We start from the raw sequence: 17030 nt of genomic DNA, 5'->3' as shown, positions 1-17030 counted from the left end.
CCGTCTCGCAATCCACAGATAGGGCGGCATTGGCGGCGATCAACCCCTTTTGGCCAAAAATTCTCACGCGCCCGTGAAGCCGCCCGCGATGCCGCGCGTGAAAGCCTGTGGGAAGAACGCCGCCGCCACTTCCAACAAGGTCGCCAGCGCCTCGTCGACGCTGTAGGGCTCGGTTTGCGTCACCAGATCCATCCACAAGCCTTCGCTTGTGACCCTAATCGCCCGCGCAACACGTTCGGCATTGCCGTTTGGCCCCAGCAAGGCCGCGCATAAAACCTCTAGCTTGGTGACGTATTCCGCGTTGTTAGAGCCGCATTTCTCTTGATACAGAGGTCTGCTTTGCGCTTCGCCCCAGAATGCGCACCATGCCGCCAACCGTTGTGGCGTGCAGAGTGCAGCGGTGAAATCGGCCCGCATCAGCGCTTGCAACTGCTCCGCTGGATCGGGGTCTGCCGCCGCCAGAGCGGCTTGCCAGTTCTGCACATATTCATCGGCGAGATAGGTCAGGGTTTCGGCCAGCAGCAGCTCTTTCGACTGGAAATGAAAGTTCACCAGCCCATGCGACAGCCCGGCCTGATTGGCGACATCGCTCATTGTAACGCGGGCATAGCCTTTGATCGCCAGCACCTCGATTGTGGCTTCGATCAACTGCACCCGCCGCGCCTCACGCGACAGTTTTCTGGGGGGCTTTACCTCGGCCATTCAATAGGCTTTCGTCGAAAACGGCGATGTTAGAGCCACATTTTCAAACAAAACCTGCAATCCAGCGCGCGAGGGCGAGCAACACATCACCCCGGCCTCTACCGCCAGCTCAGGGGGGAAATAGGCCAGCCGCAGCATCCGCCACGCGTCCCCTGCCAGATATTGCACCCAAACCGCATCGCCCACCCGCGTCAGCCGCAATCGCAACTGCCCCGCATAGTCTGGCATCGGAAGTTGTGACCAATCCGACATGCCATTCGTCACCACAACCGCCAGAAATGCGGTGCCGCCGACATATTCGATACCGCATTTCACCCAATGCGACTCATCGGCGCGGATCATCAGCCCGGCTTGATCGTATTGCGCTGAAAAACCGGCTCTAAACGCCGTTTCGAGACTGAAATCACCCTGTGCCGGCGCATGCAGGAAGTGGCCGTTGTGGTGATGAAAGCCATAGTAAGTGCCATGCCAGAAATCGGTATTCTCACCGGTTGTGACAAGCAAGCCACCCGCCTCCTGTGCCACCGCAGCGGGAGGGTTCAGCCAGTTCATATCCTGCCAGTTCATTGTGGCCTCCGCGGCGCAAGTGTTAAAAATTGGTAAATGGATTTCGATAACCCATTGAAACGTTAAAAGAAAAAATTCTGTCCGCGCGTGGACACTCTTTCAGCGGCCCTGATCTACAAGCTCTCGTCCAAAAGCCCCTGCAAACCCGCCTGATAGGTCGGATATTTCAACTGCACCGCCAGATCACGCTTGATCCGATCATTCCGCACCCGCTTTGATTCCGAATAGAAACTGATCTGCATCGGCGACATGTCGGCCTCTTCAAACAGCACGGTGGGCGGCTCGGGGTAGCCAAGCAATGCCGCCGCGTAAGACAGCACATCCTCGGGCGGGGCCGGGTTGTCATCGCAGACATTATAGATCGTGCCGGAATCGGGATGCAGGATCGACCCATGCAGAGTGGCCGCAATATCGGCCACATGAATCCGGCTGAACACTTGGTTCGCCTTGATCACCCGCCGCGCCGAGCCATCGCGCACCTTTTCAAACGGCCCACGTCCGGGGCCATAAATCCCCGCCAGCCGGAACACTTGCACCGGCAACCCGGTGGCCAGCCACTGCCGCTCCGCCAGCACCCGCGCCACCGCCCGACCCGACTGCGGCTTGACTGGCGTTTCCTCATCCACCCAGCCGCCCTGATGGTCGCCATAGACGGCGGTGGTCGAAAGATAGCCCACCCACTCTGGCCGCGCCGCCATGATCTGATCGCGCGCCGCATGCAGGAACGGATCGCCCGAGCCATCGGGGGCGGCCGAGGCCAGAATATGGCTCGCATCCGCCAAAGCAGGCCCCAGATCGCAGGGCCACAGCAACGGCTCGACCCCCTGCTGGCGCAACGCCTCGATCCGGTCAGGCTCGCGCGTGGTGCCGATCACCCGCCAACCCAACGGGATCAGCAGCGCAGCCAGTGCCGAGGCGGAATAGCCATGGCCAAGAGAAAGCAAGGTTTTCATCCCGCCTTTATTCCTGCGCGCCCCTCGCTTCGCAAGACCCCAGATGGCCGCAGCCTGACGTCATCAAGACTTCACTTGCGAAACTTGCCGCTTCGGCCTTAGATGCCCGATCAAAAACAAGAAGATGATGCAATGAACGACGAGTCCGTTTTGATCCAGACCCCTGATTTCGCCGCGCCCGAGTCCTTTACCGATGCCGCAACGGCGGTGGATCGGCTGGAGAAGCTTTATTTCGACGCGACAGCCTTCCTTTCTCAGCATTTCAGTGCTGCGGTCACCGGGGCCAAACCCGCCACCCGCCTGCGCGCGTTCTACCCCGAAATCCGCCTGACGGTCAGCAGCCACATCAAGACCGACAGCCGCCTTGCCTTTGGCCATGTCGCCAGCCCCGGCACCTATGCCACCTCTGTCACCCGCCCCGATCTGTTCCGCAACTACCTGATCCAGCAGATCAGCCTGCTTATGCAGAACCATAGTGTATCGGTGCAGATCGGCTATTCCGATACGCCGATTCCTGTGCATTTCGCGGTGGCAGGCAATCCGATGGTGTCTGTCCCGCAAGAAGGTGTGCTAGAGTTCAGTCTGCGCGACGTGTTCGATGTGCCTGATCTGGCCACCACCAATGATGACATCGTCAACGGCACCCGCACCCACAATGCCGACGGCTCGCAGCCCTTGGCACCGTTCACCGCACAGCGGGTGGATTACAGCCTTGCGCGGCTGTCGCATTACACGGCTACAGATGCGACGCACTTTCAGAACCATGTGCTGTTCACCAACTACCAGTTCTATGTGGATGAATTTGAGGCCTATGCCCGCACCACGTTGGCCGATGAAGACTCGGGCTACACCAGCTTTGTCGCCACCGGAAATCAGGAAATCACCACGCCGGATGGGGTGATCATGCCTTCGACCAAGACGCCGCAGATGCCGACCTATCACCTTAAACGCGCCGACGGCAACGGCATCACCTTGGTCAACATCGGCGTCGGCCCGTCGAACGCAAAGACCGCCACCGACCACATCGCCGTGCTGCGCCCGCATGCTTGGCTGATGGTCGGCCACTGCGCCGGCCTGCGCAACAGCCAGTCCTTGGGCGATTTCTGCCTCGCCCACGCTTACCTGCGCGAAGATCACGTTCTGGACGACGATCTGCCGGTCTGGGTGCCGATCCCGGCGCTGGCTGAAATCCAGATCGCCCTGCAAGAGGCCGTCGCCGAAGTCACCCAGCTGGAAGGCTACGAGCTGAAACGCATCATGCGCACTGGCACCGTCGCCACCATCGACAACCGCAACTGGGAGCTGCGCGACAAATCTGGCCCGGTGCAGCGTCTGTCGCAATCCCGCGCCATTGCGCTGGATATGGAAAGCGCCACCATCGCCGCCAACGGCTTCCGCTTTCGTGTGCCCTACGGCACCCTGCTGTGTGTATCTGACAAACCCCTGCACGGCGAATTAAAGCTGCCCGGCATGGCCAGCGAGTTCTACAAGACCCAGGTCAGCCGCCATCTGCAAATCGGCATCCGCGCGATGGAGCGCCTGCGCGATATGCCGATCGAGCGGATTCACAGCCGGAAGTTGCGCAGTTTTGAAGAGACTGCGTTCCTTTGACCCAAGGAAAACCCTTATTTTAAGCCAAAAAGGGCTTGCCTTGGGCCGCTAAACCATGAGAAGCCGCTGCATCCGCCGTAGCAGGCAAAACAGGGCCCCTCGTTCAATGGGGCCGGAATGAGGAACGAAACGATGATCAAAGCCATGACCAAGACGCAGCTTGTTGCCGCCATTGCAGATGCGATGGGCGCTGACAAGAAAACCGCTTCGGCTGCGCTGGATGCTGTCGCTGCAGTTGTTTCGCGCGAAGTGGCCGCTGGTGGCTCGGTGATGCTGCCCGGTCTGGGCAAGATGGTCTGCCGCGAGCGCCCAGAGCGTCAAGTGCGCAACCCGGCAACCGGCGAAACCGTCACCAAAGCGGCTGACAAGCAGGTGAAATTCGCGATTGCCAAGGCGCTGAAAGACAGCGTTAACGCTTGAATGGTCGCAGTCCGGGGTGTCCCGGACGCCAGGATCAACAAAGGGTCGCCCCAGTGGCGGCCCTTTTGCATTTGGCCGTCCGCGCCGCGCAGGCAAAGCCGCGCCTTGGGATGCAAGGAAGGGTCAGGCGCGGCCTCACCTTTAGTCGACGCGAAAATCTGGCAGAAGCGCAATCTTGGGTTGCAATTGGTCGCATTTGCGTCAGCTTTTCGCCATCTTGCGATCTTGTCGCTATGCGATAGATTAAACCATAGAGGCAGTGACAGTTCCAAGCGACCGGGTTTATCAAAATGACAGAAGCGCCAGCAGAAACCAAAATCCAGATTTTGCTGGCCGAAGATGATGTGGTCAATCAGGCGATCGTTCAGGCCTACCTGTCCAGCCCCGATATCGAGCTGACCATCACCTCGGATGGCCGCGCCGCACTGGAAGCGGCGCTGACCAATCGCTTTGATGTGATGATCGTTGACCAGAACATGCCCTTCATCACCGGCGATCGCGTGATCCGTCATCTGCGCGCCGGGCGTTCGCTCAACGCGGCCACCCCGGCGATCCGCTTCACCGCCAGCGCGGATTTTCAGCCATACGATCTTGCGACGATTTCTCAGGCGCTGGAAGTGACCCTTCCCAAACCGCTGAGCAAGCGCGACTTGCTGGCCACGATTGCCGCACTTCTTGGCGATCATCCGGAAGACCATACAACCTGAGGCAACTATGACTTGACAGGGGCGGCCCGTCGTGTGGACCTATGCCGAAACCGTTAACCAAAAGGCCGCACGTGAATACCGCAGATCATGACGCCACTGGCCGCCAAAAAGCCGATGCCCCCGAGCAAAAATTTTCTGTGGAAATAGAAGTCCTTAGCGGCCTGCAACAAGGCGTTGTCGTCTATGATCCGCAAGATTGCTTTCTGTATTGCAATCAGAAGATGCGCGAATTCTATCCGTTGATCGCCCCGATACTGGTTCCGGGCACTTCGTTTCACGATATCCTGCTTTACGCCATCGCACATGGCCAACTTGTCGAAGTCGAAGACAGCGCCGATGAATGGGTCAGCAACCGGCTGGCCAACCGTCGCAAAGACGGCCACCAGTTCGAGCGGATGCTGCTGGATGGCCGTGTGCTGAGTGTCGTCGGTAAACTGCTGGAAAACGGCAATCTGATGGAGGTTCACACCGACATCACCCGCCAATTTCTGGCCGAGCAAAAGCTGCGCAACGTGATTGCCGGAGCCGAGATTTGCACTTGGGAATGGAACGTCAAAACCCAAGATCACCGTGTCAATGAACATTGGGCGGCCCTGCTGGGCTATCGGCTGGAAGATCTGACCCCGATCACCTTCAACACATGGCGCGACAAGGTCCACCCGGATGATCTGGAAAAGACCGAAGCGCTGTTCAACAATTTGCTCACCGACCCGCATGCGCTTTACAAGGCCGAGTATCGGTTGCGCCATAGAAACGGTCACTGGATCTGGGTGCTGGACAAGGGCCGAACCCTGCATTGGGATGCAGACGGCGCACCAGAGCTGATCACCGGCGTGCAGTTTGACATCAGCGCACAGCGCGCCCGCGAAACCGCCCTGACAGAGGTGACATCCGAACTTGAAAGGGTGATGTCCGAGCGCGCCAAGGTCGAGCAGCGCCTGATTGATATTGCGCAGGTCTCGGACGGCTGGCTGTGGGAAATGGACAGCGACCGCCGCTTTATCTTTGTGCTTGATGGCGATTATTTTGATGATGGCGGCGTGCCGAAAGAGGGTCTGTTGAACAAGACCCAAGAAGAATGGCTGGCCACACATCCCGATATGCTGCCGGGCATCGACTGGAGCATCGTGCTTGATGCGCTGGCCAACAACCAACCGTTCCGCGACTTTGTCTATCGCGCGCCGCAATCTGGTGATGGCATGATCCGCTGGCGCAGGATGAGCGGCTCTCCCGTGTTTGATGCGAATGGCACGTTTACCGGCTTTCGCGGTGTCGGCTCTGATGTCACACAACTCTATATGGCCAAAGCCGATGCCGAAGCCGCCAGCCGCACCAAATCAAAGTTTCTGGCCAACATGAGCCATGAAATCCGCACCCCGCTGAACGGCGTGCTGGGCATGGCCGAACTGCTGGAATCAACCCTCGAACATCCCGATCAAAAGCGGATGATCGGCACCATCCGCCGCTCGGGCGAGGCTTTGCTCAACATCCTGAACGACATTCTGGATATGTCCAAGATCGAGGCTGGCAAGATCGAGTTTGAAGAGCTGCCGTTCAGTCCGATGGATCTGGCCAAGCGCATCGAAGATCAATACGAGCTGCGCGCCAATGAAAAGGGCTTGGCGTTCGAGGTGCTGATCGGCTCGGGTGCCGAACTTTTGCGGGTCGGCGATCCGCACCGTGTTCAGCAAGTGCTGCACAATCTGGTCAGCAATGCGATCAAATTCACCGACAAGGGCGAGGTCAGCGTCAAGATCGCCGGTCGCGCCAACATGCCGCTTATCATCGAGGTGCGCGACAACGGCATCGGGATGACGCCCGAGCAAGTGCTGCGTCTGCATGATGAATTCAGTCAGGCCGACAGCTCTGTGACGCGGCGGTTTGGCGGCACCGGGCTGGGTATGGCAATCACTCAATCGCTGGTCGAGCGGATGTCGGGCACGATCAATGTCGAATCTGAACGCGGCAAGGGCACCAAGATAACCGTGACGCTGCCGCTGCCGATCAGCACGGTTGCCGCCAGACGTGCGAAGCCGACGGCGGTGCAGGCGGTTGATCTTGCCGGTTTGAACTTGCTGGCCGCGGACGACAATCAGACCAACTGCGCGGTGCTGGAAATGATGCTGACCCGGCTGGGCGCGAAAGTCACCATAGTGACCGATGGCGCGCAGGCGGTGCAGGCTTGGCAGGCTGGTGGTTTCGACGCCGTTTTGCTGGATATCGCGATGCCAGTGATGGACGGCCCCACCGCACTGCGCAAAATCCGCGAGATCGAGGAGAAATCCGGCAGCTGCCCGGTTCCGATCATCGCCGTGACCGCGAATGTGATGGCGCATCAGGTCGCCGAGTATATTTCATGGGGATTTGACAGCTGCATCGCAAAGCCGATCAGCTCGATTGATCTGTCGCTGGCGATTGGCGCATTGGTGATTTCGGCACCCGAACCACATGGAAACCGGCGCTGATCTGGCCAGCGCCGATCTGCCGCCCCCGATCTGCGGCCCCGAGCTGCCACCAAGGATCAGTGGCGCGGTCTAGGCGTCCAACAGGCTTTCCAACTCGTCCAGCAGCGCTTCAAGCCGCGGGTCGACCACTTGCTTCAGATAATCGGGGTTGGCAAGCCGCGCAGGGTTGTCGCTGATCGCGCGATCCAGTTCCGCCGCCAATGCCCCGGCCTTGCCAAAGCCCAAAGTTGCCCCGACACCCGAGATTTTATGGGCAATATCGGCGATCTTCGCCATTTCAAGCTGCGGCTGATCGCTTAGGCTGGCAAGCTTGCGGTATGCTTCAAACGCCATGATACGTTCGACAATCAGTTCAACAAACATCGCTTGCGCAAGGCCAAGTGCCTGACTTAGATCCGCGTCGGCCTCATCGGGCGATATGTCGTTGAACGGCTGTCTGATCATGCAGCACTCCACCACGCTTTGGCTTTCCCATCCAGATCAGATTGCGCCAAAGCCACCGCATTTTCCAGAATATTTGTCGGATTGAACAAGCCAAAGAACGAGGCGCGCACCAATTTGCCGACTTTGATCTGTGGCAAAGGCAAGCGATCCGCCGCGTAAAAGCTAGCGAAATCCTCAATGCCCGCTTGCAAAGCCATCTGCAAATCCTCGCGGTCGATTGCAGAATTGCCCGACAACACGGCCACAAAATTGCCGGCACCTGCATAGGCAATCATCATCTGATCCGCCTTGGTCGCATCGGTGATCGCCGAGCCGACATCGCCCAGCATATTCACGAAAGCCGAGGCCGACGCCTTCCTGTAAAACGCGCCCGCGTTCTGCACCGAAATCCCCAGTGCCGCTGTGTTGTACATCCGCTTGTTGCCAAGCATCAGCAGATAGTTTTCCAGCGCCAGATAGTCGATGCCACGCGCAAAACCCGGCACAGGAAACGGCGAGTCGAAATCAACGTCGATTGTCACCGCATCGTGGCGCTGGTCAAATTTCTGCTCCAGCGTTGCGGTAATACGGCGTTCGTTCAACAGCCGCGTGACCATGCCCAGACGGGCTTTCAGATCAACCGCATCCAGCGGCTTGGTGACATAATCGGTCGCCCCTGCGGCGAAAGCATCGTCAATAAACCGCTTTCCCGTCATCGCGGTGATCATCACGATGGGCGTGCGGCGATAGGCCGAAATGCTGCGAATACGCTGACACAGCTCTACCCCAGTCATCCCCGGCATTTGAATATCCAGCAAGATGCAGTCAAACGGCTCGGGCGTCAGGTGCAAGATCTCAAGGGCTTTCATCCCCGACGGCGCAACAGTCACCTCATCCTGACCCAGAGTGTTGAGCATCAGAACCAGAACACCAAGAAAAACCGGATCGTCGTCAACAGCCAACAGCTTCATGATTATCCCTCTTGAACGATGCCTTAAGATTGAATCGCTGGTCTTAAGTGCCAGCCAATACAATCTATGAGAGCAAGCTAGGAGGCAATTTTGTCAAATGTCTGGCGAAGAGAAAAATTACTTAAATATTAAAAAATATCGTCCTGAAAACCGCAACGCGTCCGATCTTTTGAAAATCACTAGCTTTATCAACAAGATAAATGACTATCAGCTGCCTTGCCCAACACCCTTTTCCGCCAAAAAGAACCGCATCATCAGCGCCGACGCATCCGGCCCGGTTGAATCCGCATAAGATCCTGCCTTATTTCCGCCAGACCACGCATGCCCGGCGCCTTCCAGCAACCACAGCTGCACCAGCGCTGCATCGCCCGCGCCACCATAATCGCGACGGACATAGGCGCGGCCATTGACGCTGCGTTTGCTAGTTTTGACAGGCTCTGCACCGGCGCCAACCGCCGCTGTCAGCAGCATTTCGGCGTTTGCGGGATGCACCGTGCTGTCCGCATCACCCTGAAAAATGATCCGCCGGGGTGGATGAGCGCCCTGATCCGGCAACGTCTCTGCCCCTGCGCCACCATTGCGCATCGCAGCCATTGCCGAAAACACGTCATGCGCCGCACCGCGCGCCAGCCCGGAATGAATCCCCGCCGCCGCAAACAGATCCGGGTAAACATCCGCCAGAATAGCAGCCATTGCCCCGCCCGCCGACAGGCCCGCTACAAACACCCCCTCGCGCTTCAGGCCAAATTCCTGCATCAGCTTGCGGGTCAATGAGGCCAGAATTGCAGGCTCGCCACTGCTGCGCCGTTGATTGCTGGGGGCGAACCAGTTCCAACAGGCCGCCGGATTGTGCCGCGTGGTTTGGGCCGGATAGGCAACCGCCAGATCATGCTTTTCTGCCAGCCGGTTCATATCGGTGCCCCGCGCGAAATCATCCGGGTTCTGCTTGCAGCCATGCAGCATCACGATCAGCCCCTTGGGCGGATGCGCGGGCAGATACAGCTTGTAACCGCGCGCCCCCGCCGCTGTCCGATGCGTCCGCGTCAGATATTGCGCGCCCGCAGCCAAGCGTGGCGGATCATCCGCCGCCACTTCCGGCGTCAACCCTTGCACCTTGCGTAACTGCTGCAACACTGTGCCCAAGGTCTGCCCCACCTTTGGCTTGCGTGCCACCTTAGCCTTGCGCGCCACCTTCGCCTTGGGCACCAGCGCCGCCAGCGGTGCAAGCGCCATCCCTGTCATCATCTTTTGCAGTGATTTGGCAGCCTTGCCCAGCTTGGCGGGCCGCATCAACCTATTGGCCCGGCGCATGGCCGCAGCGAAGGGGCGTTTCATCCCAATGTCCTTGCATGGCGGGCAGGCATAGCGTGGCCTCTCCTGCTATAGTTGGGGCATCTGCGCTGCAAAGCAAGGCAGCTTAGACCCCGCGCACCAGCAGATCGGCCCCGGTTTTCTGCCCGATGATCTCAACCGCCAGCCCGTGCCGCGCGAACCGCTCGCGCACCTTGTCCACCGCCGCCAAAGCCGTGATGTCCCACAGCTGCGCCCGCGTCAGATCAATCGTCACCGGGCCGTCATGGTCAATCGGGTCAAACGCCTCGATAAACGCATCAGCCGAGGCGAAAAAGATCTGACCTTCGACCACATAAAGATCGCCGTCGCGCCGCACCTGCTGCATCCGCGCCACCTTGGCGGCAAAGAACACCCCGCTCATCAGCACGCCAACCAGCACGCCCAGCGACAGGTTGTGACTGATGATCGTGACCGCAACCGTCACCAGCATCACCAGATTTGACAGCAGCGGCGTGCCGCGCAACCGCCGCAGCGATCCCCAATCAAACGTATCAATCGACACCATGATCATGATGGCCACCAGCGCCGCCACCGGCACTTGCCCGACAACATCCTTCAGCGCCACCATCAAGATCAGCAAAATCCCCCCCGCCGCCATCGTTGAAAGCCGCCCGCGCCCGCCGTATTTCACGTTTGACACGGTCTGCCCGATCATCCCGCAGCCCGCGATGCCGCCAAACAGACTGGTCGCCATATTTGCCAGCCCCAGCCCGCGCGCCTCGGCGTCTTTGTTCGACGGAGTGCCGGTTTGATCATCGACCACCCCCGCCGTCATCAGCGATTCCAGCAGCCCCACCATCGCAATCGCCAAGGCGGGCAGGAAGATGATGTTCAGCAACTCCAGATCAAACGGCACCTGCGGCAGCGCAAAGATCGGCAATCCCTCTGGCAATTGGCCCAGATCGCTGATCCGTGGCACATCAATGCCCAACACCGCGCAAAGCCCGGTCAGCACGATGACGCAAATCAGCGGTGCCGGAATTGCCGTGATCAGCCGTGGCGCAAGGTAGATGATCGCCAGCCCCGCTGCGATCACGCCATAGCCCAAAGCCCCGGCGTTCACGATATGCGGCAGTTGTGCGGCAAAGATCAGCACCGCCAGCGCGTTGACAAACCCGGTGCGGACCGAGTTCGACACATAGCGCATCAGCGAAGACAGCCGGGCAAAGCCGAACAGCACCTGAAACGCGCCCCCCAGCAACCCCGCCGCGAACAAATACTCAATGCCATGCTCGCGCACCAACGGTGCCACCACCAGCGCCACCGACCCTGCCGCCGCCGAGATCATCGCAGGCCGCCCGCCAAACAGCGCGATCACAATGCTGATCACGAAAGACGAATACAGCCCCACCGACGGGTCCACCCCCGCCGTGACCGAAAACGCGATCACTTCGGGGATCAGGGCAAAGGTTGCGACCGCCCCGGCCAGTATTTCCCGCACAGGGTTTTCGCGCCATTGGCGCAGATAATGGGGTAAAGTGCTCATGATTTTGATGTTACGCGATTGATGCGTTGTCCAGCGGATCGGCGGCTGGAATAGCCACCCGGGATTGCACCGGGTCCAAGTGAGTCTTGCACGGGCTTAGGCGATCATCGTGCGAATGCCAAGCTGCAACCGCGTTGCGCTGGCTTTTGCAATATCCTTCAAAAGCCTGCAATCGTTAAAAATTCGTTAATGCGGCACAGTCAAGATGCTGATATAAAACAGTATTTTTTGGTCCCGAGTTGGGACCATCAGCCAAACGCCTGCCAAAGCAACCGCAAGGCCATGCCCGTCGATGTCACCACCAGCAAAGGTTTGATCAGCCGCGCCCCGATCCGCATCGCAAGTTTGGCCCCCAAAGCCGCGCCCGCCACCTGACCCACAGCCATCGCAAGGCCAACCCCCCACCACATTGCCCCGCTCCAGACAAACACCGAAAGTGACCCAAGGTTCGAGGCAAAGTTCAGCATCTTGGTGTGGGCCGTCGCCTTCAAAACGCCGAACCCCGCCAGCATCACAAAGGCCAGCATAAAGAAGCTGCCCGTGCCCGGCCCAAAGAAGCCATCATAGGCCGCAATCATCGGCACGGCGGTAAAGGCGAACACTGCAGGCTTGATCCGTTCCACCCTGTCCGCATCCGTCAGCCCCGGCTTCAGGGCAAAGAACAGCGCCACCGCAACCAGAATAACCGGCATGATGATCCGCAGCACCTCGGCAGGCATCAGATGCGCCACCAGCGCGCCCATCCCGCCGCCCAACGCCGACACCGCAGCCATCCCCAACTGATCCAGCGGCCGCACATGCCCCGCCCGCGCATAGGCCAGCGCCGCCGTCCCCGCGCCAAAACTGCCCTGAAGTTTGTTGGTGGCCAAAGCCTCAATCGGTGACGCCCCCGCCAACAACAGCGCCGGAACCGAGATCAGCCCGCCCCCGCCCGCAATCGCATCGACAAAGCCCGCAAAGAACGCCGCCAACACCAGCAACAGCACCAGATGGCTGGCAATCTCAAACACCGCTCACCTCGAACCGCTTGGAAACCCGCCCGACCACACGACCATCTTTCAACCGATACGCGGCATCATGGGCGTAATCGACAAACCCCCGGCGGCTGTAATAGCCCAAACCCGGCACATTATCGCCGCGAATGGTTGCATTGATCGCCACCAAGCCCTTGGCCCGCGCCACCGCCAAAGTCGCCGCAAACAGCGCAGCCCCCGCGCCCGTCCGCTGCCGATCCGGGTTCACATAGCTGCCAATATCGCCCCAATCATCGGCGAGCGCTGCATTGCGCCCCAAGGACTGAAACCCGATCAGCCCGCTGTCATCCTCGGCCAGATGGCAACAAATCACCCCCGGCCCCGTGATATAATGCGCCTCTACATAACCCGCATCATGCTCAACCTCATGCGCCGTGGTGCCGCCGATGCGGATGATCCGGTTCTGCAAATCCGACATTGCGGCTGCATCCGTTGGCAGGGCAGGGCGGATGATCATTGGGCAAATTCCTCACGCGTGTAGCCCTGCATATACAGCAAAGCCGTCAGATCGCCGTGGTTTACCCGCAAATCGCACTGCGCCGCAACGCTCGGTTTGGCGTGCAACGCGACGCCAGCCCCCGCCAGCGCCAACATCCCCAGATCATTCGCGCCATCGCCCACTGCCATCGCCTCTGCGACCGAGATCCCCAGCCGCGCCGAAATCTCTTCCAGCGCCGCAACCTTCGCAGCACGGCCAAGGATAGGCTCCGCCACCTTGCCCGTCAGCTTGTTCTCGGCGATCAGCAACGTATTCGCCCGATTTTCATCAAACCCAAGCACACCCGCAATTGCCGCAGTAAACGCCGTGAACCCACCCGAGACCAGCGCCGCATGGGCTCCGTTCGCCTTCATCGTCGCCAGCAACACTTGCCCCCCCGGCATCAGCGTGATCCGGTCGCGGATCACCTGCGCGATCACCGATGCAGGCAGCCCCGCCAACAGGCCCACCCTTTCCCGCAGAGCCGCTTCAAAATCCAACTCGCCATTCATCGCCCGCGCAGTGATGCCTGCCACATGCGCGCCAACCCCTGCTTCATCGGCCAACTCGTCGATACATTCCTGCTCGATCATCGTGCTGTCCATATCCGCGATCAGCAGCTTTTTGCGCCGCCCCTCGGCAGGTTGCACCACCAGATCAATCCCCATGCCCTGCAAGCCCTGCCACACATCCCAACGGTTCGCGGGCATCGCCTCAAGACCAAATTCCGCCGCCACACCGGGGTCAAGCCAAACCGCATCGCCACCGCCCCAAGCATTGCGCAAGGATTCAACGGTGACACGGTCAAGCACCGGGCGGGCGGGATTGGTCAGCAAGGTGGCTACAAACATGATGTTTCCGATAGTGGAGATTTGTGTCGGTTTTTGCAGATGATGCGCCGGAATAGCGCGATTTTCCGGCTTGCGCCACCCCGGCGCGGGCAATATGCACGGCGGCGGGACACCCTTCCCCAACGAAGGGCTTATATCTGCGAGGATACTATGGCTGATCTATCCGCCCCGGCAACGCGCCCGGCTAACCCGCGTTTTTCTTCTGGCCCCTGTGCCAAAATCCCCGGCTATTCCCTTGATATGCTTAACGATGCGCCCTTGGGCCGCTCGCACCGTGCCTCTGTTGGCAAGGCCAAGCTGAAACAGGCGATTGAGCTGACCCGCGAAATTCTGAACGTCCCCGCTGACTACCGCATCGGCATCGTCCCAGGCTCGGATACTGGCGCGGTTGAGATGGCGATGTGGTCGCTGCTGGGCGCCCGCCCGGTCGAGATGTTGGCGTGGGAGAGCTTCGGTGAAGGCTGGGTGACCGATGTGGTCAAGCAGTTGAAGCTGGATGCGAAAGTTAAAATCGCGCCCTACGGCCAGATCGTTGACCTCGCCACCGTCGATTTCAATTCTGATGTTGTTTTCACGTGGAACGGCACCACCTCGGGCTGCCGTCTGCCCAATGCCGATGCGATCCCGGCTGACCGTCAGGGTCTGACCATCTGCGACGCCACCTCGGCGGCCTTCGCGATGGATCTTGATTGGGCAAAGCTGGATGTGACCACCTTCTCTTGGCAGAAAGTGCTGGGCGGCGAAGGCGCGCATGGCATGATCATCCTGTCGCCCCGCGCGGTGGAGCGGTTGGAAACCTACACCCCCGCATGGCCGCTGCCGAAGATTTTTCGCATGACCTCAAAAGGTAAAATCACCGAAGGCATCTTTGTGGGTGAAACCATCAACACCCCCTCGATGCTGGCGGTGGAAGATTACCTCGTGTCGCTGAAATGGGCGCAATCGGTCGGCGGTCTGAACGGGCTTGTGAAGCGCGCAACCGCCAATGCCAAAGTGGTGTGGGATTTCTGCGCGGAAAACCCGTGGCTGCAAAACCTTGCCGAAACCCCGGCGATTGCCTCGACCACCAGCGTCTGCCTGAAATTCAACGATCCCCGCATCAAGGATGGCGAGGCTTTCGCCAAAGCTGTCGCAAAACGGCTGGAGCAGGCAAAAGTGGCCTATGACATTGGCGCTTACCGCGATGCCCCTGCTGGCCTGCGGATCTGGTGCGGCTCCACCGTGGAAACCGCGGATGTCGCCGCGCTGATGCCGTGGCTCGCACATGCTTTCCACGCGGAAATCGCTGCTCAAGCTTGAAATCGCGGTGGGCATCAGGCCCACCCACCCCCTCATTTCATATGGAGTCCACCATGGCCCCCCGCGTTCTCGTATCCGACGAACTCTCTGAAACTGCTGTTCAAATCTTCCGCGACCGTGGGGTCGAGGTGGATTACATGCCGAAACTCGGCAAAGACAAAGACGCGCTTGCCGCGATCATCGACCAATATGATGGCCTTGCCATCCGTTCCGCCACCAAAGCCACCGAGAAACTGCTCAGCGTCGCCACCAAGCTGAAAGTGATCGGCCGCGCAGGCATCGGCGTCGATAACGTCGACATTCCGGCGGCGTCGAAAAAAGGCGTGATCGTGATGAACACGCCGTTCGGCAACTCGATCACCACCGCCGAACACGCCATCGCAATGATGTTCGCCGTGGCGCGGCAATTGCCCGAAGCCAACGCATCGACCCAAGCCGGCAAATGGGAGAAATCCCGCTTCATGGGCGTGGAATTGTTCAACAAAACCCTCGGCGTGATCGGGGCGGGCAACATCGGCGGCATCGTCTGCAACCGCGCCGTGGGCCTGCATATGAAGGTCGTGGCCTACGATCCCTTCCTGTCGGACGAACGCGCGAAAACCCTTGGCGTGCAGAAGGTCGAGTTGGAAGAACTGCTCGCCCGCGCCGATTTCATCACCCTGCATGTGCCGCTGACCGATAAAACCCGCAACATCCTGTCGGCAGAAAACCTTGCCAAAACCAAAAAAGGCGTGCGCATCATCAACTGCGCCCGTGGCGGTCTGATCGACGAGGCGGCGCTTGCCGCCGCGCTGAAATCCGGCCATGTCGCAGGCGCGGCGCTGGACGTGTTCGAGGTTGAACCCGCCACAGATTCCCCGCTGTTCAACCTGCCGAATGTCGTCTGCACCCCACATCTGGGCGCGGCCACCACCGAAGCGCAAGAAAACGTCGCGCTGCAAGTGGCAGAACAAATGTCGGATTACTTGCTGACGGGTGCGGTTTCCAACGCGCTGAACATGCCCAATGTCACCGCCGAAGAGGCCGCCGTGATGGGGCCGTGGATCAAACTCGCCAGCCATCTGGGCGCCTTCATCGGCCAGATGACCGAAGAGCCGATCAAGGCGATCAACATTCTCTATGATGGCACCGTCGCTGGCATGAACTTGGCCGCGCTCAATTCTGCTGTCATCGCAGGCGTGCTGAAAACCCAGAACCCTGATGTGAACCTCGTCTCGGCCCCGATCGTGGCCAAAGACAAAGGCATCCAGATCTCGACCACCCGCCAAGACAAGACCGGCACCTTTGATGCCTATATCAAAGTGACGATGGTGACAGAATCGCGCGAGCGTTCGGTCGCAGGCACCTGCTTCAGCGATGGCAAACCGCGTTTCATTCAGATCAAAGGCATCAATATCGACGCCGAAATCGGCGCGCATATGCTGTATACCACCAACGAAGATGTGCCCGGCATCATCGGCCTTCTCGGCATGACGATGTCGAAAAACAACGTCAACATCGCCAACTTTACGCTTGGCCGCGAAGGCATTGGCAAACAAGCCATCGCGATTCTCTATCTGGATCAAGCCATTGACCCGAAGGTGCTCGAAACCCTCGAATCCACCGGCATGTTCCAGCAGGTCAAGGCGCTGCAGTTCGAGGTCGCCTGAAGCTGACTTGCCAATTCGCACTGGTAGAAATATTCCACGGGGGGTCCGGGGGGCGTGAAGC

The 17030-nt window shown here is 59.6% G+C and carries 16 protein-coding genes and 1 other annotated feature; of the genes, 6 read left to right on the top strand and 10 right to left on the bottom strand.

What is annotated here, in order from left to right; genetic code table 11:
- Positions 1 to 63: 63 nt before the first annotated feature.
- From QQJ98_RS05025 to QQJ98_RS05015, 3 genes are all read right to left on the bottom strand, one after another.
- Positions 64 to 702, bottom strand: a complete 639-nt coding sequence (locus QQJ98_RS05025) for a TetR family transcriptional regulator C-terminal domain-containing protein (RefSeq protein ID WP_284324231.1) — start codon at positions 700 to 702, stop codon at positions 64 to 66.
- Positions 703 to 1269 carry a DUF1349 domain-containing protein gene (locus QQJ98_RS05020; RefSeq protein WP_284324230.1) on the bottom strand — a complete coding sequence of 189 codons (567 nt, stop codon included), beginning with the start codon at positions 1267 to 1269 and terminating at the stop codon, positions 703 to 705. It abuts the gene before it with no gap.
- 113 nt (positions 1270 to 1382) lie between these two features.
- Positions 1383 to 2222, bottom strand: coding sequence for an SDR family oxidoreductase (locus tag QQJ98_RS05015; RefSeq protein ID WP_284324229.1), 840 nt, complete (start codon positions 2220 to 2222; stop codon positions 1383 to 1385).
- 132 nt (positions 2223 to 2354) lie between these two features.
- On the opposite strand from QQJ98_RS05015, the gene QQJ98_RS05010 reads away from it, so the two are divergent.
- From QQJ98_RS05010 to QQJ98_RS04995, 4 genes are all read left to right on the top strand, one after another.
- Positions 2355 to 3833 carry an AMP nucleosidase gene (locus QQJ98_RS05010; protein ID WP_284324228.1) on the top strand — a complete coding sequence of 493 codons (1479 nt, stop codon included), beginning with the start codon at positions 2355 to 2357 and terminating at the stop codon, positions 3831 to 3833.
- Positions 3834 to 3965: 132 nt separating this feature from the next.
- Entirely contained in the window at positions 3966 to 4253 is a 288-nt protein-coding gene (locus tag QQJ98_RS05005) for an HU family DNA-binding protein (protein ID WP_284324601.1), read from the top strand.
- Positions 4254 to 4543: 290 nt separating this feature from the next.
- On the top strand, positions 4544 to 4960 hold the full coding sequence (locus QQJ98_RS05000; protein WP_284324227.1) for a response regulator: 417 nt from the start codon (positions 4544 to 4546) through the stop codon (positions 4958 to 4960).
- A 71-nt stretch (positions 4961 to 5031) separates the two neighbouring features.
- Complete coding sequence (locus tag QQJ98_RS04995) at positions 5032 to 7425, top strand: ATP-binding protein (protein WP_284324226.1); 2394 nt, start codon at positions 5032 to 5034, stop codon at positions 7423 to 7425.
- Between the two features lie 69 nt (positions 7426 to 7494).
- Here the strand turns inward: QQJ98_RS04995 and QQJ98_RS04990 are convergent, their stop codons facing one another.
- The 7 genes from QQJ98_RS04990 to serB form a co-directional block, all read right to left on the bottom strand.
- Positions 7495 to 7869 carry an Hpt domain-containing protein gene (locus QQJ98_RS04990; RefSeq protein WP_284324225.1) on the bottom strand — a complete coding sequence of 125 codons (375 nt, stop codon included), beginning with the start codon at positions 7867 to 7869 and terminating at the stop codon, positions 7495 to 7497.
- The gene (locus QQJ98_RS04985) at positions 7866 to 8819 is read right to left on the bottom strand and encodes a response regulator (protein WP_284324224.1); all 954 of its coding nucleotides are present in this window, start codon (positions 8817 to 8819) and stop codon (positions 7866 to 7868) included. Before QQJ98_RS04985 ends, QQJ98_RS04990 begins: the two co-directional genes overlap by 4 nt.
- Before the next feature lie 207 nt (positions 8820 to 9026).
- Positions 9027 to 10154, bottom strand: a complete 1128-nt coding sequence (locus QQJ98_RS04980; protein WP_284324223.1) for an extracellular catalytic domain type 1 short-chain-length polyhydroxyalkanoate depolymerase — start codon at positions 10152 to 10154, stop codon at positions 9027 to 9029.
- An 82-nt stretch (positions 10155 to 10236) separates the two neighbouring features.
- Complete coding sequence (locus tag QQJ98_RS04975) at positions 10237 to 11658, bottom strand: SulP family inorganic anion transporter (RefSeq protein ID WP_284324222.1); 1422 nt, start codon at positions 11656 to 11658, stop codon at positions 10237 to 10239.
- A 24-nt stretch (positions 11659 to 11682) separates the two neighbouring features.
- Positions 11683 to 11738: a sequence feature (sul1 is cis-regulatory element that is thought to sense ions involved in sulfur or methionine metabolism; They are found in Alphaproteobacteria), on the bottom strand.
- Positions 11739 to 11906: 168 nt separating this feature from the next.
- Entirely contained in the window at positions 11907 to 12668 is a 762-nt protein-coding gene (locus tag QQJ98_RS04970) for a TSUP family transporter (RefSeq protein ID WP_284324221.1), read from the bottom strand.
- Positions 12661 to 13149: a GNAT family N-acetyltransferase gene (locus tag QQJ98_RS04965; protein ID WP_284324220.1), complete on the bottom strand. Its 489-nt coding sequence runs from the start codon at positions 13147 to 13149 to the stop codon at positions 12661 to 12663. Before QQJ98_RS04965 ends, QQJ98_RS04970 begins: the two co-directional genes overlap by 8 nt.
- On the bottom strand, positions 13146 to 14021 hold the full coding sequence (gene serB / locus QQJ98_RS04960; protein WP_284324219.1) for a phosphoserine phosphatase SerB: 876 nt from the start codon (positions 14019 to 14021) through the stop codon (positions 13146 to 13148). Before serB ends, QQJ98_RS04965 begins: the two co-directional genes overlap by 4 nt.
- A 150-nt stretch (positions 14022 to 14171) precedes the next feature.
- On the opposite strand from serB, the gene QQJ98_RS04955 reads away from it, so the two are divergent.
- Both QQJ98_RS04955 and serA read left to right on the top strand, forming a co-directional pair.
- Entirely contained in the window at positions 14172 to 15320 is a 1149-nt protein-coding gene (locus QQJ98_RS04955) for a phosphoserine transaminase (protein WP_284324218.1), read from the top strand.
- Between the two features lie 53 nt (positions 15321 to 15373).
- A complete protein-coding gene (gene serA, locus QQJ98_RS04950; RefSeq protein WP_284324217.1) occupies positions 15374 to 16969 on the top strand; it encodes a phosphoglycerate dehydrogenase in 1596 nt (531 codons plus the stop codon).
- Positions 16970 to 17030 lie beyond the last annotated feature (61 nt).

Source organism: Cypionkella aquatica (assembly GCF_030161095.1).
Taxonomy (GTDB): Bacteria; Pseudomonadota; Alphaproteobacteria; order Rhodobacterales; family Rhodobacteraceae; genus Cypionkella; species Cypionkella aquatica.
This window is presented reverse-complemented; position numbering and strand designations above follow the sequence as displayed.